At 71.3% G+C, this 19,408-nt stretch carries 17 protein-coding genes; 14 read left to right on the forward strand and 3 right to left on the reverse strand.

Annotated elements, in window-relative coordinates; all coding sequences use genetic code 11:
* Positions 1-3 precede the first annotated feature (3 nt).
* From glf to ACGFNF_RS24750, 3 genes are read right to left on the reverse strand one after another with little or no spacing between them, the layout of a single operon-like run.
* Complete coding sequence (gene glf, locus ACGFNF_RS24740; protein ID WP_357578387.1) at positions 4-1,209, reverse strand: UDP-galactopyranose mutase; 1,206 nt, start codon at positions 1,207-1,209, stop codon at positions 4-6.
* The gene (locus ACGFNF_RS24745) at positions 1,206-2,126 is read right to left on the reverse strand and encodes a phosphotransferase family protein (protein ID WP_393171012.1); all 921 of its coding nucleotides are present in this window, start codon (positions 2,124-2,126) and stop codon (positions 1,206-1,208) included. The genes glf and ACGFNF_RS24745 overlap by 4 nt, the downstream gene beginning before the upstream one ends.
* The gene (locus ACGFNF_RS24750; RefSeq protein WP_393171014.1) at positions 2,116-2,898 is read right to left on the reverse strand and encodes a phosphotransferase; all 783 of its coding nucleotides are present in this window, start codon (positions 2,896-2,898) and stop codon (positions 2,116-2,118) included. The genes ACGFNF_RS24745 and ACGFNF_RS24750 overlap by 11 nt, the downstream gene beginning before the upstream one ends.
* A gap of 763 nt (positions 2,899-3,661) precedes the next feature.
* Here ACGFNF_RS24750 and ACGFNF_RS24755 point away from each other — a divergent pair.
* The 14 genes from ACGFNF_RS24755 to ACGFNF_RS24820 all read left to right on the forward strand — a co-directional run bounded on the left by ACGFNF_RS24755 (position 3,662) and on the right by ACGFNF_RS24820 (position 19,176).
* Positions 3,662-4,771, forward strand: coding sequence for a transcriptional regulator (locus tag ACGFNF_RS24755; RefSeq protein WP_393171016.1), 1,110 nt, complete (start codon positions 3,662-3,664; stop codon positions 4,769-4,771).
* A 36-nt stretch (positions 4,772-4,807) separates the two neighbouring features.
* Positions 4,808-6,322, forward strand: a complete 1,515-nt coding sequence (locus ACGFNF_RS24760; RefSeq protein ID WP_357578383.1) for a class I adenylate-forming enzyme family protein — start codon at positions 4,808-4,810, stop codon at positions 6,320-6,322.
* Positions 6,323-6,402: 80 nt separating this feature from the next.
* Positions 6,403-8,067 (forward strand): condensation domain-containing protein, encoded by a 1,665-nt coding sequence (locus ACGFNF_RS24765; RefSeq protein WP_357578382.1) that lies wholly within the window; start codon positions 6,403-6,405, stop codon positions 8,065-8,067.
* 2 nt (positions 8,068-8,069) lie between these two features.
* Positions 8,070-8,336, forward strand: a complete 267-nt coding sequence (locus ACGFNF_RS24770) for an acyl carrier protein (protein ID WP_089000851.1) — start codon at positions 8,070-8,072, stop codon at positions 8,334-8,336.
* A 3-nt stretch (positions 8,337-8,339) separates the two neighbouring features.
* Positions 8,340-9,539, forward strand: a complete 1,200-nt coding sequence (locus ACGFNF_RS24775; protein ID WP_393171019.1) for an AMP-binding protein — start codon at positions 8,340-8,342, stop codon at positions 9,537-9,539.
* Complete coding sequence (locus ACGFNF_RS24780) at positions 9,532-10,260, forward strand: SDR family NAD(P)-dependent oxidoreductase (protein WP_393171021.1); 729 nt, start codon at positions 9,532-9,534, stop codon at positions 10,258-10,260. Before ACGFNF_RS24775 ends, ACGFNF_RS24780 begins: the two co-directional genes overlap by 8 nt.
* Positions 10,257-12,635, forward strand: coding sequence for a peptidase domain-containing ABC transporter (locus ACGFNF_RS24785; RefSeq protein WP_357578379.1), 2,379 nt, complete (start codon positions 10,257-10,259; stop codon positions 12,633-12,635). Before ACGFNF_RS24780 ends, ACGFNF_RS24785 begins: the two co-directional genes overlap by 4 nt.
* Complete coding sequence (locus tag ACGFNF_RS24790) at positions 12,632-13,543, forward strand: transglutaminase domain-containing protein (RefSeq protein WP_327027953.1); 912 nt, start codon at positions 12,632-12,634, stop codon at positions 13,541-13,543. Before ACGFNF_RS24785 ends, ACGFNF_RS24790 begins: the two co-directional genes overlap by 4 nt.
* A 1-nt stretch (position 13,544) precedes the next feature.
* Entirely contained in the window at positions 13,545-13,787 is a 243-nt protein-coding gene (locus ACGFNF_RS24795; protein ID WP_101409372.1) for a phosphopantetheine-binding protein, read from the forward strand.
* Positions 13,784-14,695, forward strand: coding sequence for a diiron oxygenase (locus tag ACGFNF_RS24800; protein WP_357578378.1), 912 nt, complete (start codon positions 13,784-13,786; stop codon positions 14,693-14,695). The genes ACGFNF_RS24795 and ACGFNF_RS24800 overlap by 4 nt, the downstream gene beginning before the upstream one ends.
* Positions 14,692-16,194 (forward strand): AMP-binding protein, encoded by a 1,503-nt coding sequence (locus tag ACGFNF_RS24805; RefSeq protein ID WP_357578377.1) that lies wholly within the window; start codon positions 14,692-14,694, stop codon positions 16,192-16,194. Before ACGFNF_RS24800 ends, ACGFNF_RS24805 begins: the two co-directional genes overlap by 4 nt.
* Positions 16,187-17,095 carry a thiamine pyrophosphate-dependent dehydrogenase E1 component subunit alpha gene (locus ACGFNF_RS24810; protein WP_357578376.1) on the forward strand — a complete coding sequence of 303 codons (909 nt, stop codon included), beginning with the start codon at positions 16,187-16,189 and terminating at the stop codon, positions 17,093-17,095. The genes ACGFNF_RS24805 and ACGFNF_RS24810 overlap by 8 nt, the downstream gene beginning before the upstream one ends.
* Entirely contained in the window at positions 17,088-18,110 is a 1,023-nt protein-coding gene (locus ACGFNF_RS24815) for an alpha-ketoacid dehydrogenase subunit beta (RefSeq protein ID WP_393171026.1), read from the forward strand. The genes ACGFNF_RS24810 and ACGFNF_RS24815 overlap by 8 nt, the downstream gene beginning before the upstream one ends.
* A complete protein-coding gene (locus ACGFNF_RS24820) occupies positions 18,103-19,176 on the forward strand; it encodes a 2-oxo acid dehydrogenase subunit E2 (protein ID WP_393171028.1) in 1,074 nt (357 codons plus the stop codon). Before ACGFNF_RS24815 ends, ACGFNF_RS24820 begins: the two co-directional genes overlap by 8 nt.
* Positions 19,177-19,408 lie beyond the last annotated feature (232 nt).

Here is a 19,408-nt window from a genome sequence, read left to right on the forward strand (position 1 = left end):
TGCCTACTCTTTGTCGTCGGTGGTCGGACCGGTGGACCCGAGCGGGCGCCGATCGCGGAAGTAGGGCACGATCCGGTTCTCGAACATCGCCAGCGCGGAACCGATCGCCATGTGCATGTCCAGGTACTGGTAGGTGCCGAGCCGCCCGCCGAAGAGCACGTTGCGCTCGGCGGTCTCCTGCCGGGCCAACATCCGGTACGTCCGCAGCGCGTCCCGGTCGCCGGCCGTGTTGATCGGGTAGTACGGCTCGTCCTGGTCGCCGGCGGAGCGCGAGTACTCCCGGACCAGCACCGTACGGTCGCTGCGGTACGACCGTTCCGGGTGCATGTGGCGGTACTCGACGTTGCGGGTGAACGGCACCGACTCCTCGGCGTAGCTGATCGTCGTGGTGCCCTGGTAGTCGCGGACCGGCGCCACCTCCCGCTCGAAGTCGAGCGTGCGCCAGCCGAGCCGACCCCCGCTGTAGCGGAAGTAGCGGTCCAGCGGCCCGGTGTAGACGACCGGCGTCCCGTCCGGAATGGCGTCGGCCAGCTCGAAGAAGTCCGTGTTCAGGCGCAGGTCGATGCGCGGGTCGGCCGCCATCCGCGACAGCCATGCGGTGTACCCGTCGACCGGGAGGCCTTCGTACGTGTCGTTGAAGTACCGGTTGTTGAAGTCGAACCGGACCGGCAGCCGGGCGATGACCGACCCGGGAAGTTCCTTCGGGTCTGTCTGCCACTGCTTGGCCGTGTATCCCCGGAAGAACGCGTCGTAGAGGGGCCGTCCGACCAGTGAGATGCCTTTTTCCTCATGGCTCGGATCAGGGGGGAGTTGGCCGATCTCGGCCGCCTGTTCGGCAATCAGTGCCCGTGCCTCGTCGGGGGTGAGGTAGCGGCCGAAGAATTGGCAGATCGTCGCGAGGTTGACCGGCAGGGGATACACCTGCCCCTGATAGAGGGTGAAAGCCTTGTGCCGGTATCCGGTGAACGCGGTGAAACGGTTGACGTACGCCCAGATTCGCTCGTTGGAGGTGTGGAAGATATGGGGGCCATATCTGTGCACCTCGATTCCGGTGTCCGGGTCGACCTCCGAGTAGGCGTTGCCACCGTGATGGTCGCGCCGTTCCAGGACCAGCACCCGCTTGTCCAACTCGGCGGCGGTCCGCTCGGCGATCGTCAATCCGAACAGGCCGGATCCGACGATCACCAGGTCGTAGCCTTCGAATGTCATGTCACTGCCTCTCCGAGTAGCCGGGCCGCCGACCGGCGCTCGTCGCTGAGGCGCTGCTTCCATTCGGCCACTGCCTGCGGCTCCTTCTCGGCGAAGAGGGCGACGTAGGAAAGAGCCGTGATGATTTTGTGCAGGTGCAGTCCGGCTTCGACGTCACGTGGCGGGGTCGGGTGGGTCCGGTGCGCCGCATAGGCGGTGTGGAACGCCGCCCGTTCGGTGTCGTCCGCGAAGCACCACCAGTCGAGCTTCACGAGGTCCTCCACCGGGTCACCGGGCCGGGCGAAGTCCATGTCCAGCAGCCATACGTCGCCGGCCGCGTCGACAAGCACGTTGGGTAGGTGCACATCGAGGTGGGTCAGCCGCGGAGACATCGGCGGCAGCACCTCGGTGACCAGTTCCAGCAGTTTGGCGACGAGCCGATCAAGATCGCTGGGGGTGAATATCTCCAATCTGGCTGCCCGGGCGGCGTAGCGGCGGATCTTGACCGCAACCGTGTCGTGGATGCTGGTCGGCCCCTGCGCGGTGTAGGGGATGTCGTGCAGCCGGGCCAGCACCGCGCCCAGCCGTTCGAGTACCCGCCGCCGCTCCCGCCCGTCCCGGGCGGCGAAGTGGTCCTCGGCGTCCGTGCCGTCGATCCACTCCTGGACGAGGAAGGCGTGCCCGTCGCCGTCCGATCCCGAACCCAGCAGGCGCGGCACCGGCACGCCGTGGGCCAGCGCGATCTCGGTGGCCCCGCGGGCTCCCAGGAAGTCGTCCGCCGCCCGGGAGTCTTCGTTGATCTTGACCAGGTAGTCGCCGTCGGTGGTGTGTACCCGCCATCCGGTGCTGAAGATGCCCTTCGTGACCGGTGTCGCCCCCAGTGGGGTCGCCTGCGGTACCACCGAGGTCAGGATGTCGATGGGCGCGTCAGCTTGCATCGGAGCCTCCGGGGGAGTGGACGCCGTCGTACAGGTCGGTCAGCTCGGTCAGGCAGCGGTGCGCCAGCGCCGCCGAGGCGGCCCCCGGCCTGCTGCTCGCGCTCATCAGGCGGCTGAACAGGTGCAGCCGCAGGTAGAGGTCGACGGTGGGCGACCGTGGGTCGAGGCCGACCCACTCCGCCCACCGCGCCGGCGGCAGGCGCCACTCCCAGGCCAGCCTGACCAGATCCAGTTCGGGGTCGCCGAACGTCGCCAGCTCCCAGTCGAGCAGAACCGGGCCGTGCGCGGTCAGGATGACGTTGCCGGGGTTCGGGTCGCTGTGCAGCAGGTGGGGGCGGGTGTCTTCGAGCACGTCGAGCGCGTGGTGCAGGGTCCGGCACTGCCGCGCCTGCGCGGTGAGACCCAACGTCGTCAGTGTCTCGGCGTACGAGTCGAGCCGGCCCGCCAGGAACCCGGCCCAGCTCGGTTGGTCGGGCGCGTGCAGCCGACCGAAGGCGGGTCCGGTGATCGTGTGCGCGGCCCGCAACGCGGCGACCGATGCCCGCACGTCGAGGGCGCTGGCGGGGTTCGGTGCGTTGCCCCGCACGTACCGGATGAGGGCCGCGCTGTGCCGTCCGAACGTCGCGCTGCCGATGACCGCGGGTACCGGCGCGCGTCCGCGCAGCGACTCGAGCGCCGTCACCTCGGTGTCGCGGCGCCAGGCAGCGGTGTAGAGCTTGAGCACGGCGAGGGGGCGCACCACCAGCACCCGGTTGGTCTCCCGCTCGGTCACGACCGCCGCTCCGGTCTGGTGCCCGGTGTCGGGCGTACCGTCGTCGCGGACCCGGCGCCGGTGCCTGTCCCCGTGCCGCGGTCGGCACATCGACTGTCAGGCGGGCTCAGGCGCGTCCGTGCCCGCGCCGTACGGCTCACCACGCAGCCCGTATCGCGGGGCCGGCGGGAGTCCGCCCCCGGAGCCGGTGTCCTGGCAGGACGCCTCCTCCGGCGGCCGGTGCCCCACATCCTGGCGACCCTGCCGTCGACCGGGCGGGGTGGCGGTGCGCGGCGACAGTGGCCGGCAGCTTCAATTTCCGTGGCATTGCCCCGCCCGTACTAATTGGTTTGCTGGTGTCTCTGAAGTGGTTTGTCGAGCAAGGACGGACGGCATTTCTCGAACGTCGCGCCTGCCTTCGACCGGACACTGGCCAACGGTCTCGGGGCCTGCATAGTACCGACCGTGATGGTGATCCACAAGCATGCTCGTATCCCATTTGCGTCAGAGGGTCGCCACCCTCCGTGTTGCTCGGTCGCAATTCGACATGGACTGCGGCGGTTTCTGCGCCGGACAATTACCGACCGTCCGCGGGGCGTTTACGCGCTGATGCCGCCGAGGTGTCCCGGCCCTGCTTGAGGTCGAACTGTCGGTACGTTCGCCGTTACCGTTCGAATTGCTGTCGGCGGTGTCTGGAAGGCGCCTGCCTGCGGTTGTAGCATGACGGTCACGGGTATTTCGTGACGGACGGGTAATGGTGGCGGGCGGCTAAATCGTCGGGTAAGTGCGACTGTGCGTTGTCGCAGGCGCACGGGCGATCAGCGTCGGCGCAACCATTCTGACTGTGGCGACTTGGCGCGAGGGACGAATGAAGAGACGACCGGATAGCGACTCCACCGCGCAGCCCGCTCAGGCGGGGGAGGCAGCGGCTCCGGAGGTCGACGTGGCCGACGTGCGCTCGTTGCGGGTCGGCTTCTCGCCGAGACTGGACGGGATCAGCGCGAGACACGTCACGACGCTCGTCGAGCTGACCGTCGAGCTGCCACCGATCGTCGTCCAGCGGTCCTCGTTGCGGGTGGTGGACGGCATGCACCGGCTGCGGGCCGCGCGTGTGCGGGGTGACCGCCACGTGCCGGTCGTGTACTTCGACGGCTCCGACGCGGACGCCTTCGTGGCCGCGGTGCAGTTGAACCTCGAGGACGGCCTGCCGCTGAGCGCCCGGGATCGGCTGGCCGCTGCCAAGCGGATCCTCGCCTCGCACCCCCAGTGGTCCGACCGCCGGATAGCGGCGGTGTGTGGCGTCGCCGCCAAGACCGTCGCCGGCCTGCGGCGGCGATCCCTGGACACGGGCCACCACCAGGACGTCCGGATCGGCCGGGACGGGCGCCGGCACCCGGTCTCGACGGAAGAGGGCCGGCGGTTGGCCGAGGCGATCGTGCGTCGCGAGCCGGATGCCAGCCTGCGCGAGGTGGCGCGCCGGTCAGGCATCTCGGTCGGGACGGCTTTCGACGTCCGCCGCAAGGCGCTCGGAGGCGGCGCCTGCGTCCCGGCCGGGCAGAAGGCCCCGGCGCCGCCGCTCGCCGAGTTGGCAGCCGTCTCGTCCCCCGACGGGCTGCCGGTGACGGATCAGGATCTCGCCGCCAGCATCCGGCTACAGCTGGAGCGGCTCCGCCAGGATCCCGCGCTGCGCTACACGGACCACGGCAAGGCCCTGCTCCGGCTGCTCACCGGGACGCTCGCCTTCATCTCGCAGTCGTCGAACACCGCTGGCAACGTTCCCGCGCACTGCCACGAGTCGCTTCGGGCTGTCGCCCAGGCCTGCGCGGGGGGCTGGTACCAATTCAGCCAGATGCTGCCCGAGGAGCGCAGACGCCACCGGACGGTCGGGCGTTGAGCCCCACCGCCAGGGGCAGCTCAGCCCGGTCCTGACATGCGGATCCACACCCTGCTGGACACCGCCGCGCGTCGGCATCCCCAGCGCACCGCGGTCGTCGACCGGAGTCACCGGTGGAGCTACCAGGAACTCCGGCAGCGAAGCGTCAACCTGGCCGGTCGGTTCCGCGCACTGGGCCTGCTGCCGGGGGACCGGATCGCCGTGCGGTCCGGCGGCGCAGGCTTCGCCGCGATCCTGTTCGCGGCGTCGTACGCGGACCTGACGCTGGCGCCGCTGTCGGCCACGATGCGGCCGTTCCAGCTTCGGGCGGTACTCGCCGACATCGAACCAGCCCTCGCGGTGGGGATCGGGTCCGCAGTGGTCGAGGCGCCCGCCCGCGCCTGGTCGTCGGCACAGTTCGGGGAGATCCTGGAGACGCTCGACGCGCCGGTCGGGGACGCGGGCCAGCCCGATGCCAGCCGCGCCGACGGTGACCTGGAGACGCCCGCCCTCCTGATGTACACGTCGGGCAGCAGCGCGCAGCCCAAGGGGGTGGTCTGTCCGCACGACAGCGTCCTCTTCGCGACCCGGGCGATCGGACAGGTCCTCGGCTACCGGCCGGACGACGTCGTGCTCTCCTGCGTGCCGCCCTCGTTCGACTACGGGCTCTACCAGCTCCTGCTCGCCACGGCTGCGGGCGCGCGGTGGGAGGCGCTCGAGGCAGGCGAGGGGATCGCCCTCCTCGAACGGATGACCAGCGCGCGGGCCACCGTCGTGCCCGTCGTGCCGGAGATCGCCACCGCGCTGCTCCGGCTGGCGGCCAGGACGGCGCTCCCGGTGCCGCAGTCGGTCCGGATGTTCACGAACACCGGCGCCCGGATGTCGCCACGGCTCGCAGACGGGCTGCGGGACGCGTTCCCGGGCGCGGCCGTGGTGCAGATGTACGGACTGACCGAATGCAAGCGGGCCACGATCCTGGAGCCGGACGGCGACCTGGAACGCCCAGGGTCCGTCGGGCGCGCGATCCCTGGCACCGTCGTACGCGTCGTCGACCGGCAGGGCCGGCCGCTACCCGCCGGCGAGGTCGGCGAGGTCGTCGTCGAGGGCGCGAACGTCATGGCCGGATACTGGCGCGACCGGCAGCTGAGCGCCGCCACCTTCCGGGCGACCGCGGCTGGCCGGCGGCTGCACACGGGCGATCGCGGCCACCTCGACGTCGACGGCCACCTGTACCTGCACGGTCGCGGCGACGACGTCTTCAAGCACCGGGGCGTACGGTCGAGCACCGCCGAGATCGAAGCGGCGGCCATGGACATCGACGGCGTCGACGGGGCCGCCGCCCTCGCGCCGGACGAGGCGAACCCGCTCACCGTCGTGGTGGCCACTCTCCTGCCGGTGAACGACGTGCTGGCGGAGCTGGCGCGCCGCCTCGAACCGGCCAAGATGCCGGAGCGTTGCGTCGCGGTTCACGCGCTGCCGCTCACCCCGCACGGGAAGGTGGACCGTCAACAGATCCGGGCGATCGCGCGTCCGCACCCACCGCCGACTCCCGTTCAAGTGCGGATTCCTTGACGGTGTCCGGGGAGTTGCTAATCTGCCGATCTTGAATCTGGCCTCCGGTAGGTGACCACTGCTGCTGGGATGAGGACCGTATGTCGTCGCGACCCACCCGCCCTGAGGCGGTCGATCTCGACACCGCTGTCCATCCCCTGCTGCCGGGCCAGCTCGCGCACCACCGCGCCCTGTCGGGGACGGCGGAGCAGGGCGCGGCGGCCTGGATGTCCTACCAGGTCACCGGCCCGCTGGACGTCGCCGCATTCGTCGGCGCGGTGCGCTCGACGGTCGCCCGGCACGCGGCGCTGCGGATCGGTGTCACGACGCTCGACGGTGAACCTGTCCAGTGGGTCCGGCCGATGCCCGACGATCGCCGGCTCGTGGCGATGACCCAGGTCACGGCGAACGACACCGAGCAGTTCGCCCGGTACGTGCGCTCCGTCCTGGCGGCGGACCTCCGGCGCCCCTTCGACCTCGCGGTCGAGTACCCGTTCGTGCTGCGGTTGCTGCGGTTCACTCCGACTCTGCACGCCGTGCTCGGGGTGTTCTCCGACTACGCCGTCGACGCCACCGCCCGGATGATCGTCGTACGCGACCTGTGGGGCGCCTACTTCGGCGGCGGGACCGACGCCGACCCCGTGGACGCCGACTACCTCGCCGCGGTGACCGGCCAGGCCGCCGCCGCCGACTCGGCGCGCGCCCAGGCGGTGTCCGCGTACTGGCGGCGGCGTGGCCCGTGGCTGCCGCCCCGGTGCCAGTTCCTTCCGGGGCTCGGCGGGCCGTCCGCGACCGTCGCCCACACCGAGCTGCTGACCCTGCTCGAGGACGAGTGGAAGGACGTGCGCGAGCGCTGGCAAACCGCCGGCTTCAGCACCGTCCAGTGGCTCCTCACGTTGTTCGCGGCCGCCGTGTTCCAGCTGACGCCGCAGGACCGCATCGTCGTCTCGATGAAGCTGAACGGCCGGCGTCACGCCGACCAGGGCGTCGTCGGCATGTTCGACGTCGTCGTGCCGGTCGTGCTGGACCGGCCGGACCGGCCCGCCGACCTGCTGGTGCAGGTGCGGCGGGAGCTGTTGTCGGCGACCTCGCGCCGCACCGTCACGCGGCAGGCGTTGGACGACATGTGGGCGACAGCGGTCCGACGCCTGGGTCGTCCGGTCCACGACACCCTGTCGATGACGTACCTGGAGGACACCGCCGACCGCGACGACGCCGACGGCGGCGCGGTCGCCATCGAGCGCGGCGCGTACACCCCGACGTGGGCCAGGACCGCCGACGGCCTGCGGATCGCCGCGAACGAGCGGCCCAACGGGCTGGGCGTCCGGCTGACCGTCGACGGCGAGACCATGTCGCAGGCCACCTTCACCAGGTTCGTCGCCGCCTTCCGCGCACTGCTGGCCGGAGACGACCCGGCCAGCGCCGCGCCGGCGAGGGAGAGCGGCCCCGGGCTCACGCCACTTCGCGCACCCGACGGTGCGGTCGTGCTGGTCGTCGACCTGGCCGAGGTGACCTCGGTCCTCGACTCGCACCCCGCGGTCGCCTCCGCCAGGGTCTCGGTGGAGGTCGCCGAGGACGGCGGATCGCGACTCGCCGCCGAGGTGACGACCGCCGACGCCGTGGTCACGGCGGACGATCTCGCCAGCCACGTCCGTTCGCACGTCGCCGGCCGGCCGTTCCTGGCGGTCCCGGTGCGCATCGCGGTGGTGTCCGACACCGCCGCCGACGAACGGTCCGAGGAGCTATTCATGGATGGAGTTGGTTGAGCGTGGAGAGTGTCCACGTCGACACGGTGATCGACGAGGAAACCCTTGACGCGGTGGCGAAGCGGGTGCTCACCGTGCCGCCGGTCGGCGACGCGCCGCGCTACACGGGCGCGATGCAGCTGGCCGAGCTGGAGATCGACAGCCTCGTCGTCGCGGAACTCATCGTCGAGTTCGAGCAGGAGCTGGGTGTACTGCTGGACGTCGTCGCCGTCGACCGGATGGAGACGCTCGCGGACCTCTGCCGGGCGCTGCAGCCGGCAGCAGGCTGAGCCATGCCCGTGACTACCCATGCCGATCCGCTGGCGCAACGGATCGTCCGGCTGCGAGAGGCGGTCGCGGCGACCGGCCTGCGCCACCTCGCGGTCGAGGTGGCCTCCGGGCCGGATCTCGTGGCCGCACTGCGTGCGCTCCGCCCGCTCGACGCGTCAGTGGTCGTGGTGGGTCCGACCGTCACCGCGTCGGCGCTGGCGGAGCTGCGCCCACAGGCCGTGCTGAACGTCGCCAGCGGGCGGATCCGGCCCACCGGGGAAGGCGCCCGGCCCACCGGCGCAGCGCAGGGCGGGCTGTGGATCTTCTCGTCGGGCACCACGGGTACCCCGACCCCGACCTACTGGCCCTGGCCGGAGCTGACCCGCGGCGCCGACTGGGAGACCGCGCACCGTGACGAGAGGTGGGGGATCGGCTACGCACCCTTCACCTACGCCGGGGTGGAGGCCGTGAGCCAGGCGCTGGGCAGGGCGGCCAGCATCGACTTCCTCACGCCGACCGACCTGGCCGCCGGGACGGGCGCGCGCTACGACGTCGTCGCCGGCACCCCGTCGTTCTGGCGGATGGCGGCGCTGCACCGGGGGACCGACGAGGCTCGACCGCGGGTGCACACCGTCTCGATGGGCGGCGAGCCGGTGGACGCCCAGCTGCTACGCCTGATCGAGTCGGCGTTCGCGCCGCAACGCGTCCTGCAGTTCTACGCCAGCACCGAGCTGGGCCGGATCGCCACCGTCTCCGACGGACTGCCGGGCCTGCCGCTCTCCGTCCTCGACGGGTACGGGCCCACCGGGAAGGCGCTGGCGGTACGTGACGGCGAGCTGCTCCTGTCCCCGGCGCCCGGCGCACCGTACCTGCCGACCGGGGACGAAGCGGCGATCCACGGTGGGCGCCTGCACATCCTCGGGCGACGCGGCGAGGTCATCAACGTGGGTGGCGTGAAGGTCGTGCCCGGCCACGTGGCCCGGCTGCTGCAGGAACATCCGGACGTCGTCGCGGTCCGCGTCTACCCGGTGCGCAGCAGCGTGCTCGGCGCCGTCGTCGGCGCCGACGTCGTCACGCCGCCGGGCTCCGACCGTGACCTGGTCGTGCAGCGGGTCAAGGCCCATGCCCGCCGCGTACTGGCCCCGGCGGAACAACCGCGTCGCGTCACCGTCGTCGACCAGCTTCCGATGGCACCGTCCGGAAAGGCGGCCCGCGGTGAGTGAGGCGCTCGGGACGGTCTTCGTCACCGGCGGTACCCGGGGCATCGGGCTGGCTGTCACCCGGCAGCTGCTGACCGTCGGTTACCGGGTGGTCGCCGTGGCACGGACCGCTCCCCGCGAGTTCGCGGCCCTGCGGGAGTCCGTCGGTGACCCGCTGACGTTCGTCGCCGCCGACCTCACCAGCGGCGACGATCGGCTCGCGGTGGCCAACCGGCTACGGGAGTGCGCCGATCTCCACGGTCTGGTCAACAACGCGGGGGTGGCGAGCGCGGCTCTGCACGTGGCCGCCGCACGGTCGGACATGACCCGGATGTGGCAGCTGAACGTCGAGGTCCCGATGTCCCTGTCCCAGGCGGCGGTCAAGGCGATGTACCGCCGTGGCGGGCGCATCGTCAACATCACCTCGATCGCGGCCCATCGGACCTTCCGCGGGCTCGGCGCGTACACCGCGACCAAGTGCGCTCTGGAAGGGTTCTCGAGGGTGCTCGCCGCCGAGGTCGGCAGCCGGGGCATCACGGTCAACTGCGTCGCTCCGGGCTTCATCGACACCGCCATGACCGCATCGATCGAGGACGGCCTCCGTGCCGCGATCAACCGACGGAACATGCTCAACCGGGCCGCCACCGTCGCCGACGTGGCGCGGTCGGTGGAGTTCCTGCTCTCGCCCGCCGCGGAGGCCATCACCGCGCAGGTGCTCCGGGTCGACTCGGGCAGCGGCGGATGAGCACGCTGGACAAGACCGGGCAGGCGGAACAGGCCCCCCGGCCGCCGGAGGCGACGAGCCTACCGACGGAGTTCACCGACCGACGGCAGCGCTTCCGGCGCGAGGCGTTGCGTCACCACGGCGTCAACCGGGACGCCGGCGACGCGGTGGAGCTCGGCTGGCGGGCGCTACCCGGCCTGGCCGCGTTGCGTGGCCTGCGGTGGCGCAACGTGCGGGCCGCGCTGCGGGTCTCGCGCACCCGGGTTCCGGTCGTGCTCCAGTCGCAGATGAGCGAGTGTGGGGCCGCCGCGCTGGCGATGGTCCTCGCCTACTTCGGTCAACCGGTCCCCCTCGACGAGCTGCGCACCGAGACCAACACGGGCCGGGACGGAGTCGCGGCCCGCGCGATGCTCGCTGCCGCGCGGCGGCGCGGCCTGGTCGCGCGCGGGGTCCGGGTCTCCATCGAAGGGCTGCGCAACCTCCCCCCGGCGACCATCCTCTTCTGGAACTTCATCCACTTCGTCGTGTTGGAGCGGGTGACCGACACCCACCTGTACATCGTCGATCCGGCCTTCGGTCGCCGTAAGGTCAGCCTGGCCGAGGCCGGCAAGGCGTTCACCGGTGTGGCGCTGGAGTTCCATCCACCGGTCGGCGCCACGACGTCGCGGCGAGGGGCCAACGCCCGGAACCTCGGCGCGAGCCGCCTGCCGTACCTGTCGAAGTTCTTCCCGCGTACGGCCGCCTGGGTTCCGCTCGCGCTGACCTCGGTCGCGCTGACCCTGTGCGGCCTGGCGGTGCCGGCCGCCTCCACCTACGTCGTGCACCGGGCGAGCCAGCCCGGCGAACCGGTCAGCGCCTGGCTGCTGTTCGGGGCGGCGGTCGTGCTGTTCGGGATGTACTTCTGGATGCAGACCGTCCGTCGGCTGGCCCTGCTGTCCGTGCAGACCCTCGCCGACAAGTCGGTGACCCTCGGAGCGGTCCACCACCTCGTCGCCCTGCCGTTCGACTACTTCGCCCAGCGCCACACCGGCGACCTCTCCATGCGGGTCCGCACCAGCAACGCGGTCCGTCAGATCCTGACGGGATCCGCGCTGTCGGCCGTGCTCGACGGGGTGCTGGTGCTCGTGTACGGCGGGCTCATCGTCGTCGCGGACCGGCGCCTCGGTGCCCTGGTGCTCACCCTCGCCGTCGCCCAGCTCGCCCTGCTCGCGTTCAGCTGGCGCAAGCAGGAATACCTGACCGCGGCGTTGTTGGAGGCGCAGGCGAAGAGCCACACCGAGCTGTTCCAGCTGCTGGACAGCGTGCCGACGCTCAAGGCCTCCGGGCTGGAGGGCGCCGCGGCGGAGACCTGGAGCCACACGTTCGTCGCCGAGGTGAACGCCAGGACCCGCAGCCGGCGGTTCCTCGGCGTGTGCGAGGCCGCCAGCACCGCGATCCAGTTCCTCGCTCCGCTCGCCGTGCTCGCCGCCGGTCTGGTCCTGCTCGGTCGCGGCGAGATCTCCCTGTCCCGGGTGGTGGGCTTCTCCGCTCTGGCCATGGGAATGTTCGTACCGCTGGCGAGTCTGGTGCAGACCGGGCTGGAGGTCGCCGGTCTGAGGGCCACGTTGACCCGGCTCGCCGACATCCTGGACGCGCGCCCGGAAGCCGGCCCGGACGCGGTGGCGCCGTCCCGCGTCACCGGCGCCATCACGCTCGACGACGTGCGGTTCGCCTATCCGGGCGCGCGGACGCCGGCGCTCGTGGACGTCAACGCACAGATCGAGCCCGGGCAGTTCACTCTCATCCTCGGTGAGTCCGGCTCCGGCAAGTCGACGCTCGCCATGCTGCTGGCGGGGCTCTACCTGCCCAGCGCCGGCACGGTGTCCCTCGACGGCACGCCGACCGATCAGCTGGACCGGCCGGCCGCGCGGCGGTCGATGGCGTACGTCCGGCAGGACGCCCGGCTGTTCGGCGGGACCATCCGGGAGAACATCGCGCTCGGCCGGCCGGAGTGCTCCCTGGAGGACGTCATCGCCGCCGCCCGGCTGGCCGAGGTCCACGACGACATCGACGCGATGCCGATGCGGTACGAGACGCTGCTCGGCAGCTCCGGGGCGGGCCTGTCCGGTGGGCAGATCCAACGCATCTCCCTGGCGCGGGCCCTGCTGCGGAACTCCGAGCTGCTGATCCTCGACGAGGCGACCAGCGCCCTCGACCGGCTCACGGAGGACCGCATCATGGCCAACCTGCGCCGGACCGGGCGCTCGCTGGTGGTCGTCGCCCACCGGCTCTCCCATCCCGAGGCCGCCGACCAGATCCTCGTCATGAGCGATGGCAGGCTCGTCCAGCGTGGCCGTCACGAGGACCTGATGGCCGAGGACGGTCTGTACCGGCGCCTCGTGGGAGGTGCCTCGTGACAGCCGAGCGCTGGCTCGACCGGCAGGCGCTCGACGCCCTGCTGCCGCTGATCCTGCAGGTGCCGCACTCGCACCGGCGCTTCGAGATGGACGCCGCCACGGCCGCCGCCGAGTACCAGATCGACGGGCCGGGCCTCGACGTCCTCGTCGCCGCCGGTCTGCCCTCGGCGGCCGGCGCGGACGGCCTCCTGTTCGACGCCACCGACCTGCGCAACGTCTCGGTGCACCTGGACCCGCGCTCGCGCGGGCGCAAGGTCCTCTCCTGGTGGATCCGCGAGCTGGGGCGCCCCACCGCCCACGCCCGCTACCGGATGGACTACGTGGCGCAGTGCCCGGAGCCGGGGCACGACGAGCCGTGCCGGTGGCGCCTCGCGGTGCCGGACGACGCCTGGCACGAGACGACGTCGGCACAGGACCGGGGCGGCGTGCTGCACTCGGTGACGTTCGACCGGCCGCGGACCTGGCCGGAACTGCCGACCGCGGTGCTCGACCTGCTGGCGGAGACCCGGCACATCCGGTTCCTCTGGCTGCCGGAGACGTTGCGCGCCGACAGCGCCTTCGTCCGTGACACCGGGATCGGCGACTGCGTCGGCGTGGCCCACCTGCTGGTCGAGGAGGCCCGCAGGCGGGGACTGACCGCCCGGTTCTCCTTCGGCAGGTCGCTGACCCCACCGATCTCCGCATCGCACTCGTGGGCGGAGTTCCAGGTCGACGGGGTCTGGGTCCCGGTCGACCCGGTGCTCCTGGACGCCCTGGGGCAGTGGGGCATGGCCGGGCCGGAGTGGCAGCGCGACCGCTCGCTCGGTGCCATTCTCGGCCGCGTCGGACCCAGCTGGCGCGACCTGGTGACGCATGCCGGTCAGCCGGTTTTCGCGAGATTCCCAACCTACCGCGACACGGGAGGGTGACATGGTGGATTGGCCACCCGCCTTTGAACCGCTCATTCGGGAGCGCAGCCGGCTGCTCAGTGCCGACTCGCCCCTGGAGCCTGACCAGAGCCTGACCGAGCTCGGTGTCGACTCGCTGGAAGTGGTCGAGTTGATCGTCAACCTGGAGACCGAGTTCGACATCGAGATCCCACCCGAGCTGTTGCAGCCGGAGGTCTTCGCGACTCCGGGCACCATCTGGAACGCGGTCAGGAGCCTGATGTGACCGGCCCCGTCGAGGAGAGACACGCGGACATGCACCAGTCGTGGGAGCGGCTCACCACGGTCGCCGCCAGGTTGAGCGACCAGGCGCGGGACCAGCGCTACCACGTCTTCGACATCTTCGACTGGCCGGCGGAACTGCCGACGGACCAGTTCTGGATGAGCCCGGAGCTGACGACGTGCCACGGCACCGCGGTGTGGGACCGCCTGTCGGATGCCGAACGGGTGCGCCTGACCCAGGCCGAGGCGGTGAACTTCTTCAGTCTCAACGTCCACCTCATCCGTGAGCTGATCGGCGAGGTGGCCGGGCGGATCTACGACACGCGGTACCCGGGCCTGTCGGAGTTCTTCCACGACTTCATCCACGAAGAGAACGAACACATGTGGTTCTTCGCCCAGTTCTGCCAGCGGTACGGGGGGAAGGTCTACAAGACCAAGCGCGTCGCCGGCAGCGCGATCGACGGTGGCCCCGCCATCCGTGACCTCGTCATCTTCGGTCGCATCCTCATCGCGGAGGAGCTGTGCGACTACTACAACGCGAAGATGGCGACCGACGGCCGGCTGCCGCAGATCGCGCAGCAGATCAACGCCGTCCACCACCAGGACGAGTCGCGACACATCGCGTTCGGCCGGCAGATGATGCGGGCGCTGTACGAGGAGGCGAAGCAGAGCGCGACGCCGGAGGAGTTGGCGGGAGCCGGGACGTACCTGGCCCGCTACGTCAGCTCGTGCCTGCGGGCGTTCTACCACCCCGAGGTGTACGCGGACGCCGCCCTTCCCGAGGCCCGGCGGATCCGCGCCGAGGTGCTCGGCGACCAGTACCGTCAGGAGTTCCACCGGACCGTGATGCACAAGACCACCCGCTTCTTCGACCGGTTGGGGCTCTTCACGGAAGACACGGTGGCCTGGTGACCGGTCAGCTGCCACGACGTCTGCTGCACGAGTGGTTCATCGCCGGCCTGGCGATGGCGCCGGACCGGGTCGCGCTGCGGATCGGTCGCCAGGAGTGGACGTACACGGAGCTGGACCAGGTGGCCCGGCGCTGGGCTGGCGGGCTGGTCGCGTGCGGGGCGCGGAGCGTCGGCATCCTCGCGGTGCGCAGCATCGAGTCGTACGCCGGGCTCCTCGCCACGCTCTACGCCGGCGCGACGGCGGTGCCGCTCAGCCCGGGCTTCCCCGCCGCGCGTACCTGCCGGATGGCGGCGCAGGCCGGCGTCGACACGGTGATCGTCGACCGGTCGGGGGCGGCGGCGCTTGCGCACCTCACGGCGGCCCTGCCCGGCCTCACCGTGGCGGCGCAGGCCGCGACGCCGCTGGCCGCCCTGCCCCGGGCCGGCTACGACGACGTGGCGTACGTGCTGTTCACCTCGGGCTCCACCGGCCGGCCCAAGGGCGCGGCGATCACGCACGCCAACATGGACAGTTTCCTGCGGTACAACCTCGACCGCTACGACCTCGGCCCCGGCGACGTGTGCTCGCAGACCTTCGACCAGACCTTCGACCTGGCGATGTTCGACCTCTTCGTGGCCTGGGGCGCGGGTGCCACCGTGGTGTCCACACCGCCGCAGGTGTTCACCGCGCTGCCGGAGTTCCTGGCCGCCGAGCGGGTGACGTTCTGGTTCTCCGTGCCCAGCGCCATCGCTCTGGTGCGGCGCCGGGGCGGGCTGACCCCCGGCTCGATGCCGACGCTGCGGTGGAGCCTCTTCTGCGGCGAGGCGCTGCGCATGACGGATGCCGAGGACTGGCAGCGGGCGGCGGCCGGATCGGTGGTGGAGAACCTGTACGGCCCGACCGAGCTGACAATCGCCTGCTCCGCGCACCGGCTGTCCGGGGACTCCGCCGACCTCGCCGTGCACGGCGTCGTCCCCATCGGCGCGCCGTACCCGCATCTCAGGTACCGCATCGTCGAGGACGGCGTGGACGGCACCGAGGGTGAGCTGTGCGTGACCGGGGAGCAGATGTTCCCCGGGTATCTCGATCCGGCCGACGACGAGGGTCGCTTCCACGACGGCGACTCGGTGCGCTGGTACCGCACCGGCGACCGGGTCCGGGAGTGCGCCGGCGGTGAACTCGTCTATCTCGGTCGGGTCGACCGGCAGGTGAAGGTCCGCGGCTACCGGGTCGAGCTGGACGAGCTGGAGTGGCACGTCGGGCAGTTGCCGGGGGTGGAACGGGCCGTGGCGGTGGCGTTCGAGGCGGCCGGGCGGACGGAGCTGGCGGTGTTCTACGTCGGCACCCCGGGCGTGGACATCCGTCGCCCGATGTCCTCGATCCTGCCGGGATACATGGTGCCGCTGCTGTGCCGCGACATCGACGCGTTCCCGCACACGGCGAACGGCAAGATCGACCGTGGGGTGCTCGCCGCGCGGGCCCGGGACCTGGTGGCCGGCGGACAGGTCACCCATGCGTGAGAGCCGGCTGCGCCCGCTGGCCGACTCCACCCTCGGGGCGATGCTGTCCATCCGACGCTTCGAGTACGCGGTCCTCGACCTGCTCGGCCGGGGACTGATCCCGGGCACCAGCCACACCTGCCTCGGCCAGGAGCACGTCCCGGTCGTGGTCGAGTCCCTGCTGCGCCACGACGACGAGGTGTTCAGCAACCACCGGGGACACGGCCACTACCTGGCGCGCTACGACGATCCGGCGGGCCTGCTCGCCGAGCTCGCCGGCCGTGAGGGCGCGGTGTGCGGCGGAATGGGCGGTTCGCAGCACATCCGCCGCCCGGGCTTCATGTCCACCGGCATCCAGGGGCAACTGGTCCCGGTCGCGGTGGGCACCGCCTTCGACATGCGGCGCACCGGAGCGAACTCGATCTCCGTGGCGTACGTCGGGGACGGCACCTGGGGCGAGGGGGTGGTGTACGAGGCGCTCAACCTCGCCGCGCTCTGGCGGGTGCCGATGGTCGTCGTCGTCGAACACAACGGGATCGCCCAGTCCACCCCGACCTCGGCGCAGATGGCCGGTAGCGTCGCCGACCGCTGTGCCGCCTTCGGCATCCGTCACGTCAGGGTGACCGGCATCGACGTCGACGCCATCCGGGCCAGTCTGGCGCCGCTCGTCGCCGCCGTACGTGACGACGGGTCTCCGTTGGTGGTCGAGTTCGACACGGTGCGGCTCGGCCCGCACAGCAAGGGCGACGACACCCGCACGTCGGCGGAGCTCGAGGCCGTCGCCGGGCGTGACTGGTACCCGCACTACCGTGCGGCGTTCCCGGAGCAGGTCGACCGCCTGGACGCGGCGGCGACCGGGAAGATCCGCGACGTGGTCGAGTCGGTACTCGCCCGACCGCTGATCGGTGCCGGTCATGGCTGAGCCGGGGGCCGAGCGGGTCGGGGAGGGCCTCAACCGTGCCCTGGCGACCCTGCTCGCGGAGAGGCCGGATCTCCATCTGATCGGCGAGGACATGGCCGACCCGTACGGCGGCGCCTTCGGCGTCACCCGCGGGCTGTCCACCGGGTATCCCGAACGGGTGCTCAGCACTCCGATCAGCGAGCAGGCGATCGTGGGCTTCGCGGTCGGCCTGGCCCTGCGGGGCCGGGAGGCGGTGGTCGAGGTGATGTTCTCCGACTTCGCCACCCTGTGCTTCGACCAGATCGTCAACCTGGCCAGCAAGGCCGTCACGATGTACGGCGAACCGGTGCGGATGCCGCTGGTGATCCGGTGCCCGACGGGGGGCAACCGCGGATACGGGCCCACCCACAGCCAGAGCCTGCAGAAGCACTTCGTGGGCGTCCCCAACCTCGCCGTGCACGAGCTGAGCCCGGTGCACGACGCGCACGCCACACTGGCCCGGATCCTCGACTCGGGGGCCCCCGCGATGTACTTCGAGGACAAGGTGCTCTACGGCCGTCGGCGGTTCGGCGCGGCGGCCGGAGACGAGCTGTTCCACTGCGAGCGGATCGGTGGCGCCTGCGACTTCGCCGTGCTGGGCGTACGCGGGGTCGACCGGGCCGACGTCGTGGTCATCGCACCGGGCGGCCTCACCGACCGGGTGCTCGGCGGAATGCGGGGTGCCTATCTGAGTGACGAGATCGCGGTGCGTGCGGTGGTGCCGTCGCGGCTCTACCCGTTCGACCCCGCGCCGCTGGCTGCTCTGGTCGCCGGGGCCGGACGGGTGGTGGTCGTCGAGGACGCGACGGCCGGCGGCACGTGGGGGGCCGAGGTGGCTCACACCATCCACCAGCAGATGTGGGACCTGCTGTCCCAGCCCGTCCGGCTGCTCCACGCGCCGTCGAGCACCATCCCCGCCGCACCCCACCTCGAGCGTGCGGTACTGGTCCAGGCGGACGACATCCGCGCCGTGGTGACGGCGGTCGCCGGTGGGTGACATCCGGCTGCCGCGGCTCAACGCGACCGACGAGGAGTACACGCTGATCGAGTGGCTGGTCGGCGACGGGGCGCCGGTCGAGGCGGGCACCGCGGTAGCTCTCGTGGAGACCTCCAAGGCGGCGCACGAACTGGTCGCGGACGACGCCGGCATCCTGTGGCAGCGGACGTCCGCACCGTCGACCTGCCGCCCGGGGGAGGTGGTGGCGACCGTCGGCGGGGACGACCGCCCGCCGCCGGCACAGCGGACCGCCGATCCGGATTCGATCACCATCACCGAGCCGGCCCGGCGGCTGATGGCCGAACACGGTGTGGCGGAGGCGGCCGTACGGTCGATCGGCAAGCCGGTCATCGCGCGGTCGGACATCGAACAGCTGGTTGCTGGGCAGGCGCCGCCGGCCACGGCCGAGCGGGTGACCGTGTCCGCGGCCCAGCGACGGGTCGCCCGTACGGTGTCCACCTCACACCGCGAGATCCCCGCCGCGTACGCCGTCGTCAAGGTGGTCGCCGATCGACTGAAACAACGCCTGCGTGCCGAGGCGGCGACCATCGGATTCGTCGGCATCCCGGAGCTGGTGGTCGAGGCGATCGCGGCGCGGCGGGCGGAGTTCCCGCTGTGCTTCGCGCGAGCGGAGGGCGATCAGGCGGCGACGGTTCGGCCGGGAGCGCACGTCGGTGTCACCATCGACGTCGGGAGGGGCCTCTACCTGCCGGTCGTCGCCGACGCCGACACCCGGCCGCTGCGGGACGTCGCCGCCGACCTGTTGCGGTTCCGTCGCGCGGCCGTGCGCGGGGAATTCGCCGAGGCGGATCTGGCCGGGTCGAACATCGCGCTCACGATACATACGGACGCGGACGTCGTGCATGCGCAGCCGCTCATCTTCCCGGAACACACATGCGCGGTCTCTCTCGCCTCGATGCAGCGCGAGTTGGTGCTCCACAATGATGGTTCGGTCACCACCAGTGACTATTTCCATCTGGGTTTGGCATACGACCATCGTTTTGTCAACGGTCGGTCCGCGGTGGCGTTCCTGCGCGCGGTCAAGGCGGATCTGGAGGCGGGTTGATAGCCCTCCGGCAGTTGTCAGTTGAACGCGACCAACGCGACATCACCCGTGGACATGACGGAGGTATCCTATGGCCCCCAGCCCGCTATGGAAGGGCTGTCGATCCGTGTGGAACCTGTGGACTTGAGTCCGCCGCCACGGCTTGCGGATCGAACCCGTCGGGTGGAGAAGGACCGATGATGCGGAAAGGGGGTGAATACAATGATGGAGGTTGAGTTCGAGGCTGTCGACA

This window comes from Micromonospora sp. NPDC048868 (genome assembly GCF_043198195.1).
In the GTDB taxonomy this organism is placed as follows: domain Bacteria; phylum Actinomycetota; class Actinomycetes; order Mycobacteriales; family Micromonosporaceae; genus Micromonospora; species Micromonospora reichwaldensis.